Below are 17,939 nucleotides of genomic sequence, written 5' to 3' on the forward strand. Positions count from 1 at the left end.
TGACATGTTGCGGCAAATCATACCGTGTGGTGGTCAAGACCCTGTCGCAGTCATTTGTTTGGGCTACAGAGACGAGTCCCTTAAGCAGGGCCGATTGCGCATATTTGCAGGTATGGCTACAGTGATCAACCGAGGGATTTTTTAGGGGCGAGTATGAACGCACGCACAGAGCTATATCGAAACAGGTTGCAGGCAGGGTTGTTGGCGCTGCTGACCGCCATCTGGTTCACCTCGGCACCTCACGCGCAAGCGTCGGATGATAACAAGGACGCGATGGCTACGATGGAGGTCTTAGCCAGTGCATCAGTCTTGCAAGATCAGGTACGGGTGGTGTTCAGTACGCAAGCATCAGCAAGTACGCCTGCTCAGGTTAATCGCAAATTATCAGAGAACTTGAGTCAGGCGCGCGAGGGTTTGACTCTGCCGCAGACAGTAGAACTCTCAAGCGGCGGTTTTAATGTTTATTTGGACTACGGCAAAGACAATAAACCGCGCGGCTGGACTGGACGCGCCAGTTTGGTCGTTCAGAGCAAGGAGCTCGAGTCAGTCTCGGCAGTGATAGAGCATTTGGGTAAATCTCTGGCGGTTTCATCAGTGCAATTTTCTTTGTCACGCGAGGCTCGTCGTGCGCAAGAACAGGCCTTGATGAAGGACTTGGCCAAGGAGCTGCGTGAGCGGGCGGCGCTCGCCACCGAGGCCTTCGGGTTTAAGGGATTCGAGATCGTGGCTCTGGATTTCACCGGCGGTGCTAACTTCAGTGCGCGACCGGCGATGCAGCGCATCGCAGCAGCTCCCATGCTAGGCGAAGCAGGCCCATCGCTCACGCTTGAGCCCTCGTTAACCACGGTAGAGATATCCGTCACCGGGCAAATTCGCTTGCGTCATTAGGCTTTGTTTGAGTCGGCATGTTGTCTGACGCAACGCCAAGCGCGGTTTGTTCCCCGACACTACGGACTTGGCGCTACATTACGGCAGCATACTTCTGTGACTAGTTCATGACTCAAGCCAAACCCCGCGCTCTGGCGCCGTTTTCGGTTCGCAGCTTTCGTTTCCAGTGGCCAGCGGATTTGGCCGCTTCGTGGGCATTTGAAATCGAAATGCTGATTCTGGGCTGGTACGTACTGGTCGAATCAGAATCAGTATTCCTGCTGGTTTTGTATGGTGCGCTTCAGTACATTGGCGCACTGGCCTCACCTTACGTGGGTGTGCTTGGCGACCGATTTGGCTACAAGTCACTGTTTGTGTCGATGCGGGTCATGTTTGTGCTGTTGTCAATCGTGTTGTTGGGATTGGCCATTGCCGATTTGCTCAATCCGGTGGTTGTGATTCTGTTATCGATTGTCTCTGGCATCTTAAAGCCCTCGGATGTCATGATCCGCTTTACATTGATTGCCCAGACGCTTGATCCCAAGCAGCTCGTGGGGGCACTTGGTATTTCCAGGCTCACGGTCGACTCTGCTCGCATGGCCGGCGCGATTGCGGGCGTTGGGATTTTTACCTTGTTCGGCATGGTTGGAACCTACATTCTGATTCTCACGATGTATGTCATTAGCCTGTCGCTTTCGTTTGGGGTGGCTGGTCGTGATGCTGCCTCGATTGCCGCGAAGGCCCCCACATCGGTCATGCAGGACTTAAAGCTCGGTATTCAATATGTCTGGCATAACCCGGCATTAAAAGGCTGCTTCATGCTGGCGTTCTGGGTCAATGTGTTTGCCTACCCGTTGGCACTAGGTCTATTGCCGTATGTCGTGAACAACGTGTTTGAGGCTAAGGAAACGCTGCTCGGCGTGCTCGGTGCGGCATATGCATTTGGGTCATTGCTCGGTTCCATTCTGATGAGCAGCAACCGCATCGCGATGGGGGCGGGCAGGCTGATGATTCTGGCAGGTATCGGCTGGTTTGCTGGTGGGGTTGTTTTTGCGGTGAACGATATGGTCATCATCGGTGTGGTGTTGTTGGTCGTGGTGGGGGCTATGCAAAGCCTGTGTGTCACGCCATTGGCCGCAGTCATGCTGCGTGCAACTGAACCTCAGTACCGAGGCCGTGTGATGGGTATGCGTATCTTGGCTATTTTGGGGCTGCCGCTGGGATTGATGCTATCAGGCCCCCTGATTGACTGGTTCGGTTTTGCCTGGACCTGGGGGCTCTACTCGGCAACCGGGGTTGCCTGTGCGGCATCGATGATCTGGGTTTGGCGCGATAGCCTTTGGCAAAAAACTTGTTTGGCCAATTCTCCATCACAAGCGCAGCCAAGGTAACATGATCAAAGTAGAGTCAACAGAAAGACTGTTGACTCAGCCATCCAAGGAGAGTTTTTTGAAAACCGTTGATTCCAGCAATATCCGGGCACGTACTAAAACGCTTGGGCTGATTGCTGCCATGTCGTTTTTGCTAGCAGGTTGTGTGACCACTCAAAAGAGTTTGAATCCACAGCTTGAGTCGGGCTACCTGCAGGGTTATGGTCGCTTGCAACCAGTTGCCAGTCCTGAAGAGGGTGTCGAAATCTATCGATATAAAAACCCCAAGATTGATGTCAGCAAATACGATGCGGTCATCATTGATCCGGTCGTGATTTATCAGACCGCCACCGCCGATGCGGCTGGCAATGGTCTGAGCGAAGAGACGCTTTATCGGGTGCGCCAGCAAATCACACAAAACATTCGCCAGGATGTGTCAAGGCGAACCAAGGTGGTTGAGCAGCCTGGTCCGGGTGTTGCTCACGTCAGTATTGCCATTACCGGTGCGCAGACACTTGGCGAGGGTTTCCGGCCAACGGACTTGATACCCGTGCGTGCTGTGTTGAATGTTGCCAGTAAAGCCACTGGCCTAGATGAAAAAAATGCCATGCTCGTTGTGGAAGCTAAAGTCAATGACAGTCAGTCAGGTGAGCTGATCGGTGAGGCACTTTATACCGTCTCGGGTGCATCATTCCGTCGTCAGGCTGGCTCTGTCGAAGCATTTGAGGAGCTAGCCGACAAGTGGGTGCAGACAGCCTTGCGAATGGCTGCTGGCCGACAACCCTAAACTCAGCACATTGCAATGCACCCCGATCTGGTGGTGGGATCGACGATAAGACATACCACCCAAATGGCCAATCGCCATTTGGGTGGTGTTTTTATTTAAGTGGTGTCTTCACGTATGGGATTTCATGATCGATCTTGTCCCAGATGAACCGGCCCGCCGGTGATTTTTGCTCTTCAGCAACGTGAGCCACCAGACCAGCTGCGCGCGAGATCACGGCAAAGCCGCGCATAAGCGTCGAAGGTATGCCAATTTCACCTAACAATGCTGCGGTTGCGCCAGTGGCGTTGATCGTAATGTGCTTGCCATAAATCTCGTCAATCGTTGCCGATAGAAGTCGCAACGCCTTGACATATGTGCCTGGCAGCTCTGGTTCGGCCTGCGCTAGCGCTAGCAGCTTGATGCTGCGCGGATCATCGGGCTTGTGCATGTGATGACCGAATCCGGGCAAATGGGATTTGTTGGCTTTGATCTCGAGCACGATTTCTCTGGCTTTAGCAGCTTGGTCTTGCGCCTCGATGATCTGCTCGAGCAATCTGGCATTGTTCTCCATGGTGCCCACAAACTGGCTTCCGACGGCCATCAAGCCTGCTGAGACGGCCCCCTGAAGGTTTTCTGGGGCGCTCATGTAGATCATGCGGGTGGCAATAGCGCTCGGTGTAAAGCCATGTTCCATGAGTGTGATGAGCACCGCATCGAGCATGCGCATGTCAACAGGTCGTGGCTCGCGACCCATGATCTGCATGAACATGACTTCCGTGAAACTGCGTTTACCGAGCAGATCGTCGACCAAATCCTGATCACGGTAATTCATACTGGTCGGTGTATGGGTGCACAGCTCAGTGACTGGTTTTTCCATCGGTTGTCTCCCAACAAGGTTTCGGCTGTTTGTGGGGAGTTGTATCACTCTGGCGCACCGTGCGGTGCGCCATCGATTCAGGTGTCAGATTTGGGTTGACGCACAATCTGCACGCCGCCGATGCGCCATGACTTGTCTACCGACACCATTTCGTAGACCAGGATATGCAGGGTTTTGTTGTAGTCCGTGATCATGACCGTTTGCAACGCATGATCACGATAATGCTCCACGCTGATGTATTGCACCGCAGAGGGACGCCATACCATCGGGTAGCGATGAATCACCGTAAAGGCGAACCGCTCTGGTGAACCGAAACGCTTTTGAATGCCAGGCGTGGCATATTCAAATGCTGTTTTGAAGTCATCGACCTTAAAGGCCTCGATCTGTTGCTCGATGACCTTTTCTATGTCGACGTTACGGGTTGACTGAGTCGGTTCGGCCTGCGCACTGCCAACCACAAAACTCATGCAGACAGAAACCAGCCAAGCTGCGATTCGCATGGTGATCCCCTGTGGTGTATCGGGATGTTATAGCTCCCTGAAAGCATGCACCCAATTACCACCACGTAGCCATCGGGGTTATCCCGTGCGCGCGCCACTTGCTAGCCGATGGCTTACTTGCCCTTAAATGCCGGTTTGCGTTTTTCCAGAAACGCCGTTCGTCCTTCTTGGAAGTCCTCGGTACCAAACATGAGTCCCTGAAGGTCTACCTCAAGCGCCAGCAAGGCATCTACGCTCATCGATCCTCTGGCAAGCGCTGCCTTGGTCAGCCCATGGGTCAAGGGGGCAAACTGAGCGATTTCCTGAGCCAGGGCGATGGCGGTTTGCAGGGCCTGACCGGGTTCACACAATTGTTCAACCAAGCCTTGCGCTTGTGCGCTGGTTGCATCGAGCGTGCGACCCGTGAGCATCATCATCTTGGCGCGTCCTAATCCCATGCGCGCCGGAATCGACCACAGACCACCGAGGTCAGGCAGTAGGCCGATTTTGTTAAAAGAACACGTGAACTTGGCTTCAGTCGATGCCACCACAATATCGCAGTCTGCTGCCACGCACATACCGGCGCCTGCCGCATGACCTTCAACGGCGGCGATGATAGGTTTTTCACTGTTCATGATCATGCGCACCATGTCGTGCGTCTTTTGCATGCGCGTGCGACCATTGATCGAGTTCACCCCGTCAAACCCGGTAATATCACCACCAGAAGAAAAATGACCGCCTTCGCCAGTCAGCACAATCACCCGACAGGCCTCATCGTTGAGGCACTCGCGCAGGGCATCGCCCAGTTTTTCTCGCAGGGGCATGGACAGCGCATTGCGCTTTTCTGGGTAGCTCAGTTTGAGAATCGTGACAGCGCCTTGCGTATCGACCAGGATGTTAGGGCCTGCAGCTGTGGTCATGAATATCCCCTGTGTTTTGTTGATTTGATGAGAGTTTTTTCTGATTTTAGAGGGCTGGCGCACCAGCGTGTACAAGTTCAAGACTAAACTGGGTTCATGACTTATCAGCTCGAACACGTCTATATCAGCCGGCAAGGGCAAGCTGTGCTGGAGGATATTTGCCTGACCCTGCCAAGCGGGCAACTGATTGGCGTGATCGGTCCGAATGGTGCCGGGAAATCTACCTTGCTAGCAGCGCTGGCCGGCGACTTGGAAATTGATCAAGGTCAATTAACCTTGAACGGTGAGTCCCTAGACACACTTGCGTTCGATCGATTGGCACGTCGGCGTGCCATCATGGCCCAACAAACGCCAGCAGTGTTTAACTTAACGGTTGGTCAGGTATTGGAGTTGGGCCTGCATGCGTTTTTACATTGGTCACGTCCGGACCGCACTGCATTGGTCGCCGAAGTAGCGCAATCCACCGAGATTGCACATTGGCTAGATGTTTCAATCACCATGTTGTCGATGGGACAACAGCAGCGGGTGCACTTTGCGCGCACACTCCTGCAGGCTATCGCCGCGCAAAAGGAGCACGGTAAAGTCTGGTTATTGCTGGATGAGCCCACCGCTAGCCAGGACCCCTGGCAGCAACAAATGATGATGGCTATCTGTCAGCGCTACGCGGCGCAGTTCTCAATCGGGGTGTTGTTGGTCATGCATGACCTCACGCTCGCTGCTCAATGGTGTGAGCAAATGATTGTCCTAAAAGATAAGCGTGTAGTAGCGCACGGCAAAACCAGTGATGTGTTGACTGTACCAGTGCTGAAACAGACATTCGGAGCTGCGCTAAATGTTCAGGTGGTATGGGAACCGTTGCCAGGGGTAATCATGTCTGGTCGTGTGGGTGATCAAGTGACTGACCAAGATAGGGACGCGTCAACCAGGCTGCCCCGCGCACGCCACTAGAGTCACCATGAGTTGCAACCGCCAATCTGGTTTGCACGTCACCGCCAAACACATGGCCGGACAATCTGGCTTGTACGCTGGCACACAACGATGGCAATTGACTTAGACCCCCGCCGAACACAATGATGTCAGGGTCAATGACGTTGATGACGGTCGCAAGCGACTGGCTTAACGCATCGAAATAGTGCTCTATCGCTACCCGAGCAGCCTCATCGCCAGATTGTGCTGTCTGCACAATGTCTTTGGCAGTTAGCGTCTCATCAGATGCCCGGTTCAGTTCTTTGTAGGTTAGGCTTAATCCCTGGCCACTCAAATACGTTTCTATGCAATCCTCTAGACCGCAGTAGCATTGTCTTCGGGATGTCATGGCGTTTTTTTGCTTGAACCACCGTGGCAGTGGATTGTGACCCCATTCACCGGTGATCCGGTTAGGCCCGTTCACCAATTGTTTGTTAACCACCAGGCCACCACCGACGCCAGTGCCCAGGATCACCCCAAATACAGTGTTAGCGCCACTTGCGGCGCCATCGGTTGCTTCTGACAACACCAGGCAATTGGCATCGTTTTCAACGATCACCGGAATCGCGAGCAGATTCTGCAGATCTGTAGCCAGCGGTTGGCCAATCAGGCAGGTGGTATTAGCGTTTTTCAGACGCCCATCTAACCCAAAAGGTGTTCCCGGCGCACCAACGCCCAAGGCTTGAGCAGTAACACCCAAGCTCGTCTCGGCTTGGCGAACCAGCGAGACGATCGCTTGAACGATAGCCTGATAGTGACTCGCAGGCGTGGGCACACGTTGTTTGAATTGAGTGCGCCCGACCCGATCAAGGACGATGAGTTCTGTCTTGGTGCCGCCGAGGTCAATGCCAAATTGGAATGGTTGCACGGTCAATCGTGGTGGTCTCGAGAACCCTGCTTTAGGGGCTTGCTTGACACTCGATTCTAGTGGCTTAAAGATGGAGCGCATAGACTGTCTGACAAATTGTTTCGCGGTTCGTGTCATGAACCGAACTTTCAAGGGGACATCCATGTTGTCACGCGCTCACCATTTTGCTGTTGCCGCTTTGACGAGCACCGTGCTGTCGTTTCCTGCCCTAGCTGTCCAAATTGAAGTGGTGGCCACCGGTCTGGCGCATCCCTGGGCAGTGGCATTTGTGGGTGAAGGCCAAATGCTCGTGACTGAACGAGCAGGGCGTTTACGCCTTGTCGATGCCAATGGCTCTATCAGTGGTCCTCTGACGGGCCTACCCGCGATCGCCGCCCAACGCCAAGGCGGGTTGCTAGATGTCGTGACCGATCGAGATTTTGCGCGCAACAGAACCATTTATTTCTGCTATAGCCGACCAGATCCAACCCAAGCGGGTTTTAACTCAACCGCGTTGGCCGCAGCGCGGTTGAGCGATGATGCCAAGGCGCTTGAGAATGTCCGCGATCTGTTTGTACAAAGTCCGTCCTACCGAGGTGGGTTTCATTTCGGGTGCAGGATTGTGCAAGGTCCTGATGGCAAGCTGTGGATGGGGCTCGGTGACCGCTATCAGCTGATGCAAGAGGCACAGAATACTGCCAATGAAATTGGCAAGGTCGTGCGTATCAACCAGGATGGATCTATCCCCGCAGACAATCCGTTTGCGGGTAAGTCAGGTGCATCTGCGGCAGTGTGGAGTTACGGTCATCGCAATATCCAGGGCGCAACGCTAGATAGTGAGGGCCGGCTGTGGATGACCGAACATGGACCTCAAGGCGGTGATGAGCTCAATTTAATTCAACCTGGCCTGAACTACGGCTGGCCAGTGATCACGTATGGCGAGAACTACGGCGGTGGGCAAATAGGTGATGGCATCACCGAGGCACCTGGCATGCAGCAACCCGCGGTGCACTGGACGCCATCGATCGCACCGTCGGGACTGGCGTTTGTTGATAGCGATCGTTATGGGCAAGCCTGGAAGGGCAACCTGATGCTGGGGTCACTGAAGTTTGGAAACCTCGTGCGGGTAGCGCTCGAGGGTGATCGCGTTGTAGACCAGGAGGTGCTATTGCCTGAGCTCAGACAACGCGTGCGCGATGTCCGCCTCGGGCCAGATGGTTTTCTCTATATCCTGACCGACAGCCCCAATGGTCAGCTGATACGGTTAAAACCTTAAAAGGTTGGATCTAACAACTATTTCAAGACAACAATCACTTGAAGGTCCACTTACCCCAGACAAACAGCACATTGCCATCATTGCGCGAAAAACCAGGAATATAGGCTGCTTGCAAGGCTAGTTGCTTGTATGTAATCGATGCCATTGGCAAAACCCCAGGAAATGGGATGTAGTTGTAGTAGTTGCTGCGAGACATTAAAAACCCGGTAACGCCCACCCCGGCTTTGAAATCATTGCCTAAATCCCAACTCGGCACCCAGGCATACCCTGCCATGAAAGAAGGCTTGCTGTGGGAGTCCAGAAAGGTCATGGCGTATAGGCTTTCCCAGTTGCCGCTGCTGTTGTATCGACCTTTACCCAGGCCGAGGCCGGCGGGATACTCGTTGAAATCGTCGATTTTGTCGGCGTCGTAGCCAAACCGCATGTGGTAGGACAAGAAGGGCACATAGAGCTCAGTGTCACCGGTCTCCCACGTGTCTTTGACATGGGTCCAGGCAGTATCGATCCAACCTGGCTCGCTTCCGGTGTTGGCGATTGCCTGAGCAGACGTGCACAGCAGGGGGGCCGCGATGAGCGAGGCAAGTAGACGTTTGTTCATGGGACTAACTCTTGTAGCCAGAATGGAACCAAATATTAGTGCGTATAGCGCAACTCAATGATAGCAAACGGGGTTTGCCCAGCCATTTGCAGGTCTGACAGCATGACTACAGCTTGGTTCCGCGCTTTTTGTGTGTGGGAAGCTAGAGGATGCGCTTGCGTACCTGCGTGATGACGATCTCAGCGAGAATAACCACGGCGAAGATGGCCACGAGAATGACAGCGACGCGTTCCCATTGAAAAAGATTCATGGCCGTGTCTAGCGTCATGCCGATGCCGCCCGCGCCGACGAGGCCCAAAACGGCTGATTCGCGCACATTGATATCCCAACGCAGCAATACGAGTGACCAAAACGCTGGTTTGATCTGTGGCCAGTAACCATAATTAAGTAGAGCACCTTTGGATGCGCCGCTTGCCTTGAGCGCTTCAATCGATCCCACGCTGGTTTCTTCGATGGCTTCACCGATTAGTTTGCCTACGAAACCAATCGAACGAAAAGCAATGGCGAGCGTGCCGGCCAGTGCGCCTGGCCCAAAAATCGCAATAAACAACAGTGCCCAGACCAGTGAGTTAACCGAACGGCTTGACACCAAAATCAGTCTGGCAATGAAATTCAAAAATCGGTTGGGCGTGTAGTTGTTTGCCGCCAACAAACCGACGGGAATGGCAAGGAAGACAGCGATGATCGTGCCGAGCGTGGCGATATGGATTGTCTCTATCAAGGCACTGTTGACGTCTTGCGGATAGTAGGCCCAGTCGATAGGCCACATACGATTGAACAGATCCACCATCTGCTCTGGGGCATCAGCAAGGAACTCGGGAATAATATTGACGTAACGAACCGACTGTACCACTGCTAACACCATGGCCAGATAGATCCCAAACCGCAAGAGTTTTTGGTCGAGGGTGTAGCGTTGCCAAGTGCGTGGCGGTTGTGTCACACCGTCAGTCATTGGATGCGCCTCCGGCTTTGAGTGGACGTTTTCTCCAGAGGTCTGCGGGTCGCAGGTTGTCCAGAAAGACCGAGCGTAAAAAGCCAGCGAGCACTTCGCCAATCATGATGACGGTAATGATGGTGATCAGAATAGCTGCCACGAAATCATAGTCAAAGCGCTGAAACGCCGAGAACAGCGTTCCGCCGATGCCACCGGCCCCAACGATGCCCACCATGGTGGAGTTACGCAAATTGGAGTCAAACTGATAGGTTGAAAACCCAACGAATCTGGCAAATACCTGAGGCAGCACAGAGAACGTAATGATATTGAAAAAAGAGGCGCCAGTCGCCCTGACTGCCTCGACTTGCTTGATCGAAATTTCCTCGACTGCCTCGGTAAACAGCTTGCCAATGAAACCAATCGAGGCCACAGTCAATGCCAGAATTCCCGCCAACGCACCAAATCCAACAGCTTTCACGAACAAGATGGCGACGATGACTGGATGCAAAGCGCGGCATAGCGCAACCAGGGAACGCGCTGGCCATGTCGCCCAGCTAGGCATGAGGTTGCGAGCACCCAGAAGTCCGATAGGAAGCGAAATCGCGATGCCCAGCACTGATGCCAGTACAGCGATCTGCAGGCTCTCAACCATGCCTTTAATCAAAATCGCGGAGCGGTCGAAGTTTGGTGGAAACATGCGCTGCAAAAAAGTTGCAGCATTGTCTAGTCCGCTAACAAATCGAGCATAGGTGAAGTCTAGTTGAGCGGCAGCGTAAATCACATAAATAAGGAGCGCCAGAAAGCCGAGCCTTACTTTCCAGGTCAATGAAAACGGCTTGTGTACTGATGATGGCAAAGTTTGGCTGCTCATACTAGCCATGACTCTCCACCATAGATGGACTTTAGATGTTGTTGGGTAAGTTCGTCGCCACTGCCATCAAACACAATATTGCCGCCGGACATGCCGACGATCCGGCGAGCAAACCGTTTGGCGAGCTCCACATCATGCATATTGATCACGACCGGTATGCTTTGTGCATTAGCCAATTCGGTCATCAGCTCCATGATTTCAACCGATGTTTTAGGGTCTAGAGACGAAGTTGGTTCATCAGCGAGCAGCAGCATGGGGTTCTGCATGAGCGCTCTGGCAATGCCCACACGCTGGCGCTGACCGCCGGACAAGGCGTCCGCCCTCTGGTTAGCCAGATGGCTGAGTCCGACCTTTTCTAGCAACTGATAGGCGCGCTCGATGTCGGTTGACTCAAACCATCTCAGCCATGCTTTCCACGCTGGGGTGTAGCCAAGGCGACCGGTCAGCAGGTTCTCCATGACGGTTAGCCGTTCGACCAAGTTGTATTCCTGGAACACCATGGCTACTTGGCGACGTGCGTGTCTTAGCGCACGACCTGAGACACGCGCCAAGTCTGTTGTCTTGGTGTCACTTTTTAATAGAATTCGGCCAGAACTAGGTTCGACTAGTCGATTGACGCATCTGAGCAAAGTGCTTTTACCGGTGCCGGAGGGGCCGATGATGGCTGTGACGCCTTCACCGGCAATCTCCAGATTGATGCCTTTTAGGACGGGTATGCCAGTTTGATAAGACTTGGTTAGCTCTTCAATGATTAGTTGCGCTGACATACTCATCCATCCTGCTTGTTTCTTATTGCTTTTTCTTGGCCTTGGCGGCTTCGGCATCGTAAGCTGAGCGGTTGAACTTTTTGCCGCCAGCTTCAGCGACGTCGCGCACCACTGCCCAGTCTTCCTTAAAGGTGATGGGATAGAAGCGATCTGCACCGTTAAAAGCTTGCTTCATATTGTCGGGGAAGCGGTATTCAAAGAAGCAGGCCAGCATCTTGTCGCGAAACTTGGGTTCGAGATCGTGAGCATAAGCAAACGATGAGGTCGGGAACTTCGGACTGGTGTAGATGATTTTGAAGTCATCCTTGTTGATTTGTCCACGGTCTGCCATGCGATAGAAAACGTCTGAGGCAACGGCGGCCGCATCATAGTCGCCGGAATTGACGCCCATCACAGATTGATCGTGTTTACCCGAGAACAAGATCTTGTAGTCTTGATCGGGCACCAGCCCCTCTCTGGGGAACAACGCCATGGGCGCCATGTGGCCAGAGTTCGATGAAGGCGAAGTATGTGCCACTTTCTGGCCTTTCAGATCAGTCAGCTTTTGATAGGGCTTGTCCTTTTTGGCAATCACGATCAGGTTGTAGCCCTGAAAGCCGTCTGCATATCCCTTAACGGCAAATGGAACGGCACCAGCAATATTGACGGCAAATGCAGTGGGCCCGGTAGAGAAGCCGCCAACATGGAGTCGTCCGGATCGCATGGCCTCGATCTCCGCGGCATTGCTTTGCACCTGATAGAACATGACCTTCTTGTTGGTGCACTCGGCTAGGTATTTGGTAAAGGGTGCAAACAGATCCTCGTAGACCGCGGGGTCTTCCACTGGGGTGTAAGTAAAGACAATCGTTGACGGATCTTTGAGCTTGGCTGGATCAGTAGGCGTGTCGGCGACCATGTCGCCGTTGGCGTCGCAATAAAGGTTGTCTAGATCCCCCCGGTTGGCGCAGTCGTTGGCCAAAGCTTGTGTAGTGGCGAGCCCGCCAGTGGTCAGTGCCACAGCGAAGGCGGCAACCCATGACTTCGTGTTCACAATATGTCTCCTTATCTAAGCAGGTTTTGTGTTTTGTTTTAGTTACGAGTCAATATTACACATTTATGACAGTTCATATGCAGGCACATTTATGTTGCGGTGCATCAGGCATTTGTCTGTTAGATGTTGTGTTTATTCTTAAAGACGCGTTTGAAATCGTCTATACCATCGGAACAAACCAGCGGGGAGAAACAGCATGAACCTGAAAATCAACGGTAAACAAGTTGAGCTAAGTGTTGAAGCGGATACACCGCTTCTATGGGCGCTACGCGAGGGGGCGAACATGGTTGGCACCAAATATGGCTGCGGAGTGGCGCAGTGCGGCGCATGCACGGTCTGGGTGGATGGCCAGGCGATTCGATCTTGTGTCACGCCGGTCTCAGCCGTGCAGGACAGGGAAATCACGACCATCGAAGCCATTGAAAACGATCCTGTGGGCCGCAAAGTGGTTGATGCCTGGGTGGCGCATCAGGTGCCGCAGTGTGGCTACTGTCAGTCAGGGCAAGTCATGGCAGCGACCGCTTTGCTAAAGCAAATCCCTAACCCAAGCGATGACCAGATTGAAGCGGCCATGATCAATCTGTGCCGTTGCGGCACCTACAACGCTGTGGCAGCTGCCGTGCGTGATGCAGCCAAGGCTTAAGGAGCAGGTGATCATGCAGATAAACCATTCAGATCCTCAATCAAAGGTTCAGAGCGCAACGATTTTTAAGTTGACTCGCCGCCAGTTTCTGGCCGGTTCTGCCGGCGCATTAGCCCTTGGCGCCAGTTTCCCGGCTTTAGCGCAGGCTGGCGCACAAGAGACGGTCAAGCCCGGCTCGCGCGTGCAGGCCTATTTGCTGATACGTCCGGACAACACCGTGTTTTTACAGAGTCCATTCGTTGAAGGCGGCCAGGGTGTCAACACTGCCATGGCGCAAATCATTGGCGAAGAACTTGATATGGCGCCAGCACAGTTCACGGTGCAGTGTGCGCCACCAGGGCCAGACTATTTGGTGGTTGGTGGCAGACGATTTACTGGTGGCAGTCGATCGGTTCGCTCGAGCTACGACGCCATGCGCCAGTTGGGTGCGAGCGCTCGAATGATGCTCATGCAGGCCGCTGCCAAGCAGTGGGGGGTTGCTGTTGACACCTTGACGACCGAACCGGGTGTGGTGGTGCATGTGGCAAGCAACCGCAAGCTAGCCTATGGAGAACTCGCACAAGCCGCCTTTGATCTGCCGTTGCCCACCGATGCACCACTGCGCAGCGAACAGTCGTTTCGCTGGATTGGTAAGCCGGTGCCAAGAATTGATGTGCGTGACAAGAGCACGGGTCGCGCCCAGTACACGATTGATCTGACAGTGCCCGACATGGTGCTGGCTGCGGTTCAACACGCACCGCGACTAGGGCTTGAGCCTGGAGATATCGCCAATGAGTCGCCAGTGCGCCAAATGCCAGGTGTCATCAGCATCAATCGGCTGCCTGGTGCGGTGGCGGTGGTGGCTGATCAGTGGTGGCGTGCAAACAAAGCAGCACAGGCTTTGCAAGTTACTTGGCAAACCCCGGCTGAACCGAAAGCACGCAGGATGCCGGCTGATTTCTCATCACAGGCGTTTGCTCGACAGTTACGTGATGCTGCCGGCCCTGGCATGGTGGCGCAATCCGTTGGTGATGTTGCCAAGGGCTTGCAGGCAGGTCGGGTGGTGGAGGCTATTTACGAGGCACCGTTCTTGGCCCACGGGCAGCTTGAACCGCCATCGAGTATCGCCCGGTTTAATGCCGATGGCACATTGGATGTGTGGGCACCGAACCAGATTCCGGATGGCTTTAGAAATATTGCAGCCAAGGCTGCAGGCCTACCCGCCGAGAAGGTCATGGTGCACTCGCCACCGCTTGGTGGTTTCTTTGGTCGGCAGTTTTTGTATGAGGCGGCATTGCCCTTGCCTCAGGCCGTCATCTTGGCCAAGGAACTCAAGCGCCCGGTTAAGGTTATCTGGAGTCGCGAACAGGAGTTTCTGCGCGACGCATTGCGTCCTTACTCGCTTGCGCGTTTCAAGGCGGCCATCGATGAGGCGGGCAAGGTGGTTGCCATGGATATCGAAGCCGTGGGTGAGGGTCCGATGGGTCGCGTGTTTGGTCGCAAGCCCGATGCGGCTGACCGTTCAGTGGTTGAGGGGCTTAACGATAGGCCGTACGCTATCCCGAATGTTCGGGTTTCGCATGTGCCCGTCGACATGCCGCCGGTCATTGGCTTCTGGCGAGCAGTGGGCCATTCCATGAATGAGTACTTCTATGAAACATTTCTGGATGAAGTGGCGCAGGCTGGTCAACAAGACCCGTATGCGTTACGTTTGGCGTTGCTGGCAGACAAGCCTCGCCACAAGCACCTGCTCACCGAGCTTGTGAATATGGCGGGCGGCTGGCAGCGTGGCCCGTTTGATGCGTCAGACGGTACGCGTCGTGCGCGAGGCCTTGCCATGGCGTCGGCCTTTGGCAGCGAGGTGGCTGCCATGGCAGAGGTGAGCATCGACCAGGGTGCGGTCGTTGTCCACGATGTCTGGGTGGCCATTGATCCTGGCAAGGTGGTCAACCCGGCGGTGATCAAGCAACAGGTGCAATCGGCTGTTGCACTTGGGTTGTCTGAGACCTTGGTTGAATCGTATGTCTATGAAAACGGCGAGCCCCAAGCGCTCAATTTTGATCGGTACGCGATTTTGCGGCCAAGCCAGATGCCTAATGTGCACGTACAGATTATCGAAAGTGGAGCTGAGATGGGTGGCATTGGCGAGCCAGGTTTGCCTGCTGTGCCGCCAGCGGTCGCCAATGCGGTTGCAACACTGACCGGTCAGCGGCCACGCAGCTTGCCGCTCTCGCAGTACAAGTTCGAGCCGCTGGCCTAGAGGTTTAAAGCCCTGCGGTCATGACCAGAGGGGCTCACCGCACGGTGAGCCCCTCTGGCTTGGAGATTTAAATTGGGCCGCAGATGCTTTGGCCTTATCTAAAGAAAATATATCCTTGAGGGTCGCCTGAGCACACCGCGAAACCACAAACCAGGATATTGGAAGCCAGGTTTGCGATACCGAGAATTAACAGCAGGCTACCAAGCAGGGAAGCCAGCCAGGTGGCACCGTGCAGTGACTGGCCACTCAAACGGTTACGGTCGACCACCAGCATGATGGCAGCAAAGATGATCGTGGCCATGAAAGCGATAAAGCCCCAGGTATACATGTGGTAGCCAAACACAGCGGATCCAAAGCCAGGATCGCCCGGGGTGATATGCAGCAGGATCTGCCGTAACGAGGCACCAGCGCCGACGATAGCCGAAAGGATGATCATGGCGTAGTGGATGGCTGAGGCGCCAAATCGCACGTTCAAGAAAAACCCAAACCCTACCAGCATGAGTCCAATGCGTTGCAGCATGCAAAGCGGGCAGGGGATCTCCCCCAAAATCAACTGGTAGTAAAAAGCAACCAGCAGGGAAACGCAGATCCCGGCTAACGCCAATGAGTTCAGAACGTGGGATGGATAGCCGCTAATGGTGACGTGTGAGGAATTTGCCATGGCTTGTGCCTCATAAGCTGATGTTTAGCGTGTCGTCCATGTGGTACGACATCGCCCCGAGCATCGCCAGAATGGCTAAACCCCAGGAAACGATAGCAATCGTGCGCGAGCCGCGCATTGCCATCCAGACTCCAAACACGGTAAACAGAATCGAAGGCATGATGATCATTACAGCTGTCTCCTTGGCCTTGTGTGCCTTGGTTCACGTAACATGCCTGAGTGTCACCCATGAGCATGACATGCGTCAATTTTTTGTAGCATGAATAAACGAGTCTTTAGTCAGTTGTTGGCTCAAAAGAACGAATGGATGGGTCTGATACGCCATGCAAAGCAATTGTCGCCAGACAAAAATCCGTTTCGTTTCGAATCACCCTACAGATTGCTGGCACATAGGCGCGCGCCGTGTCTACACTGACGCGGTTGCAATTAATCGTCACAGCAGGAGGTGACAGCCATATGAACAGGCCAGCGCGCAAAGAGGCTATTCGAATTGGGGCTGGTTCAGCCTGGTGGGGTGATCGGATAGAGCCTGCTGCACTGAACGCAGAAAAGGGTGACTTGGATTATTTGTGTTTCGAAACCATGGCTGAAGCGACGGTCTCGGCTGCGCAGGTCAGGGCGCGGCGTGATCCATTGTTTGCAGGCTATGACACCTATCTCGAGGATCGGATGCGCGCGGTGTTGCCACACTGTATTGCGCGAGGTACGCGCATTGTTTCCAATCAAGGATGGATCAATCCCGAGGGAGCAGCCAAGCGCACGGTAGAGTTGCTCGCAGAAATGGGCCACCATGGTGTGAAAGTGGCTGCGGTCACCGGAAGCTTAATCACTGAGCGCGTACTGGAACTCACTGACAACATACTAGAGAACGGGCTGCCCACCAGCTCGTTGGCCTCGAGCATGGTCTCAGCAGAAGTCTATATGGGCGCAGAGCCCATTGTTCAAGCCTTGCGCGAAGGAGCGCAAATCGTATTCACTGGTCGCGTGGCAGACCCGTCGATATTTGTGGCGCCGATGATGTATGAGTTTGGCTGGGATGCACTTGACCATGAAAAGGTGGGGGCGGGCAGTGCAATCGGGCATCTGCTTGAGTGTGGCGCGCAAGTCACGGGCGGGTACTTTGCCGACCCTGGGTTTAAAGACGTGCCCGAACCTTGGAATTTTGGATTTCCGATTGCTCAAGTGTCACCGGATGGAAGTGCGGTTCTGTCCAAGGTGGAGGGCACCGGCGGTGCGATTACCTTGCAAACCGTTAAGGAGCAGATGTTGTATGAGGTCCACGATCCAGCAAACTACATCACACCAGATGTGGTGGTGGACTTCACGCAGGCCAAGCTTGAGCAGATGGGTCAAGATCAGGTCAAAATCAGCGGGTTGACTGGCAAGCCACGCACCCCGACACTTAAAGTATCGATTGGCTGTGTCGAGGGATTTATTGGCGAAGACATGTTTTTTTATGCAGGTCCTGGCGCATTGCGGCGAGCCAAACTTGCAAAGCAAATTCTTCAGGAGCGTTTCAAGATTGTGAATTTGCAGGCCGAGGAGATACGGATTGATTTTTTGGGGGTCAATGCGATTCACGGCGAGGCTACACCGGAAGATGTTCCAGAGCCATATGAGTTGGCAGTCAGGGTGGCGGCCAGAACAGCCTCTCGGGCCGAGGCGTTAAAGGTCGGTCGTGAGGTCGATGGCATGGCGGTATCAGGTGTGTCGCATACCGGCAAGCGAGTACCACATCAAGATCGTGTGCGAGAAATCATCGGTGTATGGTCGTCGCTCGTGCCTCGCGAGCAAATCGAGCCTGCAATCATTTATCTGGAGAGTTGAT

The 17,939-nt window shown here is 54.1% G+C and carries 19 protein-coding genes; 8 read left to right on the plus strand and 11 right to left on the minus strand.

Going from position 1 to position 17,939, the window contains the following annotated elements; translation table 11 throughout:
- Positions 1 to 153: 153 nt before the first annotated feature.
- The 3 genes from DHf2319_RS01940 to DHf2319_RS01950 all read left to right on the plus strand — a co-directional run bounded on the left by DHf2319_RS01940 (position 154) and on the right by DHf2319_RS01950 (position 3,024).
- Entirely contained in the window at positions 154 to 888 is a 735-nt protein-coding gene (locus DHf2319_RS01940; RefSeq protein ID WP_243479129.1) for an SIMPL domain-containing protein, read from the plus strand.
- A 107-nt stretch (positions 889 to 995) separates the two neighbouring features.
- A complete protein-coding gene (locus DHf2319_RS01945; protein WP_243479130.1) occupies positions 996 to 2,258 on the plus strand; it encodes an MFS transporter in 1,263 nt (420 codons plus the stop codon).
- Between the two features lie 58 nt (positions 2,259 to 2,316).
- Positions 2,317 to 3,024, plus strand: a complete 708-nt coding sequence (locus DHf2319_RS01950; protein ID WP_243479131.1) for a DUF3313 domain-containing protein — start codon at positions 2,317 to 2,319, stop codon at positions 3,022 to 3,024.
- A 91-nt stretch (positions 3,025 to 3,115) separates the two neighbouring features.
- Here the strand turns inward: DHf2319_RS01950 and DHf2319_RS01955 are convergent, their stop codons facing one another.
- From DHf2319_RS01955 to DHf2319_RS01965, 3 genes are all read right to left on the minus strand, one after another.
- Complete coding sequence (locus tag DHf2319_RS01955; RefSeq protein ID WP_243479132.1) at positions 3,116 to 3,880, minus strand: citryl-CoA lyase; 765 nt, start codon at positions 3,878 to 3,880, stop codon at positions 3,116 to 3,118.
- A 77-nt stretch (positions 3,881 to 3,957) separates the two neighbouring features.
- On the minus strand, positions 3,958 to 4,380 hold the full coding sequence (locus DHf2319_RS01960; protein ID WP_243479133.1) for a DUF4864 domain-containing protein: 423 nt from the start codon (positions 4,378 to 4,380) through the stop codon (positions 3,958 to 3,960).
- Positions 4,381 to 4,493: 113 nt separating this feature from the next.
- A complete protein-coding gene (locus DHf2319_RS01965) occupies positions 4,494 to 5,279 on the minus strand; it encodes an enoyl-CoA hydratase/isomerase family protein (protein ID WP_243479134.1) in 786 nt (261 codons plus the stop codon).
- A gap of 96 nt (positions 5,280 to 5,375) precedes the next feature.
- Between DHf2319_RS01965 and DHf2319_RS01970 the strand changes: the two genes are divergently transcribed.
- Positions 5,376 to 6,227: an ABC transporter ATP-binding protein gene (locus DHf2319_RS01970; protein WP_243479135.1), complete on the plus strand. Its 852-nt coding sequence runs from the start codon at positions 5,376 to 5,378 to the stop codon at positions 6,225 to 6,227.
- Here DHf2319_RS01970 and DHf2319_RS01975 read toward each other — a convergent pair.
- On the minus strand, positions 6,148 to 7,230 hold the full coding sequence (locus DHf2319_RS01975) for an ROK family protein (RefSeq protein ID WP_243479136.1): 1,083 nt from the start codon (positions 7,228 to 7,230) through the stop codon (positions 6,148 to 6,150). The genes DHf2319_RS01970 and DHf2319_RS01975 overlap by 80 nt on opposite strands.
- Between DHf2319_RS01975 and DHf2319_RS01980 the strand changes: the two genes are divergently transcribed.
- Positions 7,229 to 8,368, plus strand: a complete 1,140-nt coding sequence (locus DHf2319_RS01980) for a PQQ-dependent sugar dehydrogenase (protein WP_243479137.1) — start codon at positions 7,229 to 7,231, stop codon at positions 8,366 to 8,368. The two genes, DHf2319_RS01975 and DHf2319_RS01980, sit on opposite strands and share 2 nt — an antisense overlap.
- Positions 8,369 to 8,402: 34 nt before the next feature.
- Here the strand turns inward: DHf2319_RS01980 and pagP are convergent, their stop codons facing one another.
- The 5 genes from pagP to phnD form a co-directional block, all read right to left on the minus strand.
- Complete coding sequence (pagP, locus tag DHf2319_RS01985) at positions 8,403 to 8,966, minus strand: lipid IV(A) palmitoyltransferase PagP (RefSeq protein ID WP_243479138.1); 564 nt, start codon at positions 8,964 to 8,966, stop codon at positions 8,403 to 8,405.
- A gap of 142 nt (positions 8,967 to 9,108) precedes the next feature.
- Positions 9,109 to 9,918 carry a phosphonate ABC transporter, permease protein PhnE gene (phnE, locus tag DHf2319_RS01990; protein WP_243479139.1) on the minus strand — a complete coding sequence of 270 codons (810 nt, stop codon included), beginning with the start codon at positions 9,916 to 9,918 and terminating at the stop codon, positions 9,109 to 9,111.
- A complete protein-coding gene (gene phnE / locus DHf2319_RS01995; RefSeq protein WP_243479140.1) occupies positions 9,911 to 10,780 on the minus strand; it encodes a phosphonate ABC transporter, permease protein PhnE in 870 nt (289 codons plus the stop codon). Before phnE (DHf2319_RS01995) ends, phnE (DHf2319_RS01990) begins: the two co-directional genes overlap by 8 nt.
- Entirely contained in the window at positions 10,768 to 11,538 is a 771-nt protein-coding gene (gene phnC / locus DHf2319_RS02000) for a phosphonate ABC transporter ATP-binding protein (protein WP_243479141.1), read from the minus strand. Before phnC ends, phnE (DHf2319_RS01995) begins: the two co-directional genes overlap by 13 nt.
- 22 nt (positions 11,539 to 11,560) lie before the next feature.
- Positions 11,561 to 12,535: a phosphate/phosphite/phosphonate ABC transporter substrate-binding protein gene (gene phnD, locus DHf2319_RS02005; protein ID WP_243479967.1), complete on the minus strand. Its 975-nt coding sequence runs from the start codon at positions 12,533 to 12,535 to the stop codon at positions 11,561 to 11,563.
- A 229-nt stretch (positions 12,536 to 12,764) separates the two neighbouring features.
- Here phnD and DHf2319_RS02010 point away from each other — a divergent pair, with 229 nt between their 5' ends.
- Positions 12,765 to 13,211 (plus strand): (2Fe-2S)-binding protein, encoded by a 447-nt coding sequence (locus DHf2319_RS02010; RefSeq protein WP_243479142.1) that lies wholly within the window; start codon positions 12,765 to 12,767, stop codon positions 13,209 to 13,211.
- Between the two features lie 13 nt (positions 13,212 to 13,224).
- Positions 13,225 to 15,450 (plus strand): xanthine dehydrogenase family protein molybdopterin-binding subunit, encoded by a 2,226-nt coding sequence (locus DHf2319_RS02015; protein ID WP_243479143.1) that lies wholly within the window; start codon positions 13,225 to 13,227, stop codon positions 15,448 to 15,450.
- A gap of 94 nt (positions 15,451 to 15,544) precedes the next feature.
- On the opposite strand, the gene DHf2319_RS02020 is transcribed toward DHf2319_RS02015, so the two are convergent.
- Both DHf2319_RS02020 and DHf2319_RS02025 read right to left on the minus strand, forming a co-directional pair.
- On the minus strand, positions 15,545 to 16,111 hold the full coding sequence (locus DHf2319_RS02020) for a disulfide bond formation protein B (RefSeq protein WP_243479144.1): 567 nt from the start codon (positions 16,109 to 16,111) through the stop codon (positions 15,545 to 15,547).
- 10 nt (positions 16,112 to 16,121) lie between these two features.
- Positions 16,122 to 16,280, minus strand: coding sequence for a DUF5993 family protein (locus DHf2319_RS02025; protein WP_243479145.1), 159 nt, complete (start codon positions 16,278 to 16,280; stop codon positions 16,122 to 16,124).
- Between the two features lie 287 nt (positions 16,281 to 16,567).
- Here DHf2319_RS02025 and DHf2319_RS02030 point away from each other — a divergent pair, with 287 nt between their 5' ends.
- Positions 16,568 to 17,938, plus strand: a complete 1,371-nt coding sequence (locus tag DHf2319_RS02030) for an acyclic terpene utilization AtuA family protein (RefSeq protein ID WP_243479146.1) — start codon at positions 16,568 to 16,570, stop codon at positions 17,936 to 17,938.
- Position 17,939 lies beyond the last annotated feature (1 nt).

The organism is Orrella daihaiensis, from assembly GCF_022811525.1.
Taxonomy (GTDB): domain Bacteria; phylum Pseudomonadota; class Gammaproteobacteria; order Burkholderiales; family Burkholderiaceae_B; genus Algicoccus; species Algicoccus daihaiensis.

Coding starts and splice junctions, on each gene's coding strand:
- DHf2319_RS01960 (WP_243479133.1), bottom strand. CDS start 4,380: ATGCGAATCGCAGCTTGGCTGGTTTCTGTCTGCATGAGTTTTGTGGTT.
- phnC (WP_243479141.1), bottom strand. CDS start 11,538: ATGTCAGCGCAACTAATCATTGAAGAGCTAACCAAGTCTTATCAAACT.
- DHf2319_RS01975 (WP_243479136.1), bottom strand. CDS start 7,230: ATGACACGAACCGCGAAACAATTTGTCAGACAGTCTATGCGCTCCATC.
- DHf2319_RS02030 (WP_243479146.1), top strand. CDS start 16,568: ATGAACAGGCCAGCGCGCAAAGAGGCTATTCGAATTGGGGCTGGTTCA.
- pagP (WP_243479138.1), bottom strand. CDS start 8,966: ATGAACAAACGTCTACTTGCCTCGCTCATCGCGGCCCCCCTGCTGTGC.
- DHf2319_RS02015 (WP_243479143.1), top strand. CDS start 13,225: ATGCAGATAAACCATTCAGATCCTCAATCAAAGGTTCAGAGCGCAACG.
- DHf2319_RS02010 (WP_243479142.1), top strand. CDS start 12,765: ATGAACCTGAAAATCAACGGTAAACAAGTTGAGCTAAGTGTTGAAGCG.
- DHf2319_RS01945 (WP_243479130.1), top strand. CDS start 996: ATGACTCAAGCCAAACCCCGCGCTCTGGCGCCGTTTTCGGTTCGCAGC.
- phnE (WP_243479139.1), bottom strand. CDS start 9,918: ATGACTGACGGTGTGACACAACCGCCACGCACTTGGCAACGCTACACC.
- DHf2319_RS01955 (WP_243479132.1), bottom strand. CDS start 3,880: ATGGAAAAACCAGTCACTGAGCTGTGCACCCATACACCGACCAGTATG.
- DHf2319_RS01980 (WP_243479137.1), top strand. CDS start 7,229: ATGAACCGAACTTTCAAGGGGACATCCATGTTGTCACGCGCTCACCAT.
- DHf2319_RS02025 (WP_243479145.1), bottom strand. CDS start 16,280: ATGATCATCATGCCTTCGATTCTGTTTACCGTGTTTGGAGTCTGGATG.
- DHf2319_RS01965 (WP_243479134.1), bottom strand. CDS start 5,279: ATGACCACAGCTGCAGGCCCTAACATCCTGGTCGATACGCAAGGCGCT.
- DHf2319_RS01970 (WP_243479135.1), top strand. CDS start 5,376: ATGACTTATCAGCTCGAACACGTCTATATCAGCCGGCAAGGGCAAGCT.
- DHf2319_RS02020 (WP_243479144.1), bottom strand. CDS start 16,111: ATGGCAAATTCCTCACACGTCACCATTAGCGGCTATCCATCCCACGTT.
- DHf2319_RS01940 (WP_243479129.1), top strand. CDS start 154: ATGAACGCACGCACAGAGCTATATCGAAACAGGTTGCAGGCAGGGTTG.
- phnE (WP_243479140.1), bottom strand. CDS start 10,780: ATGGCTAGTATGAGCAGCCAAACTTTGCCATCATCAGTACACAAGCCG.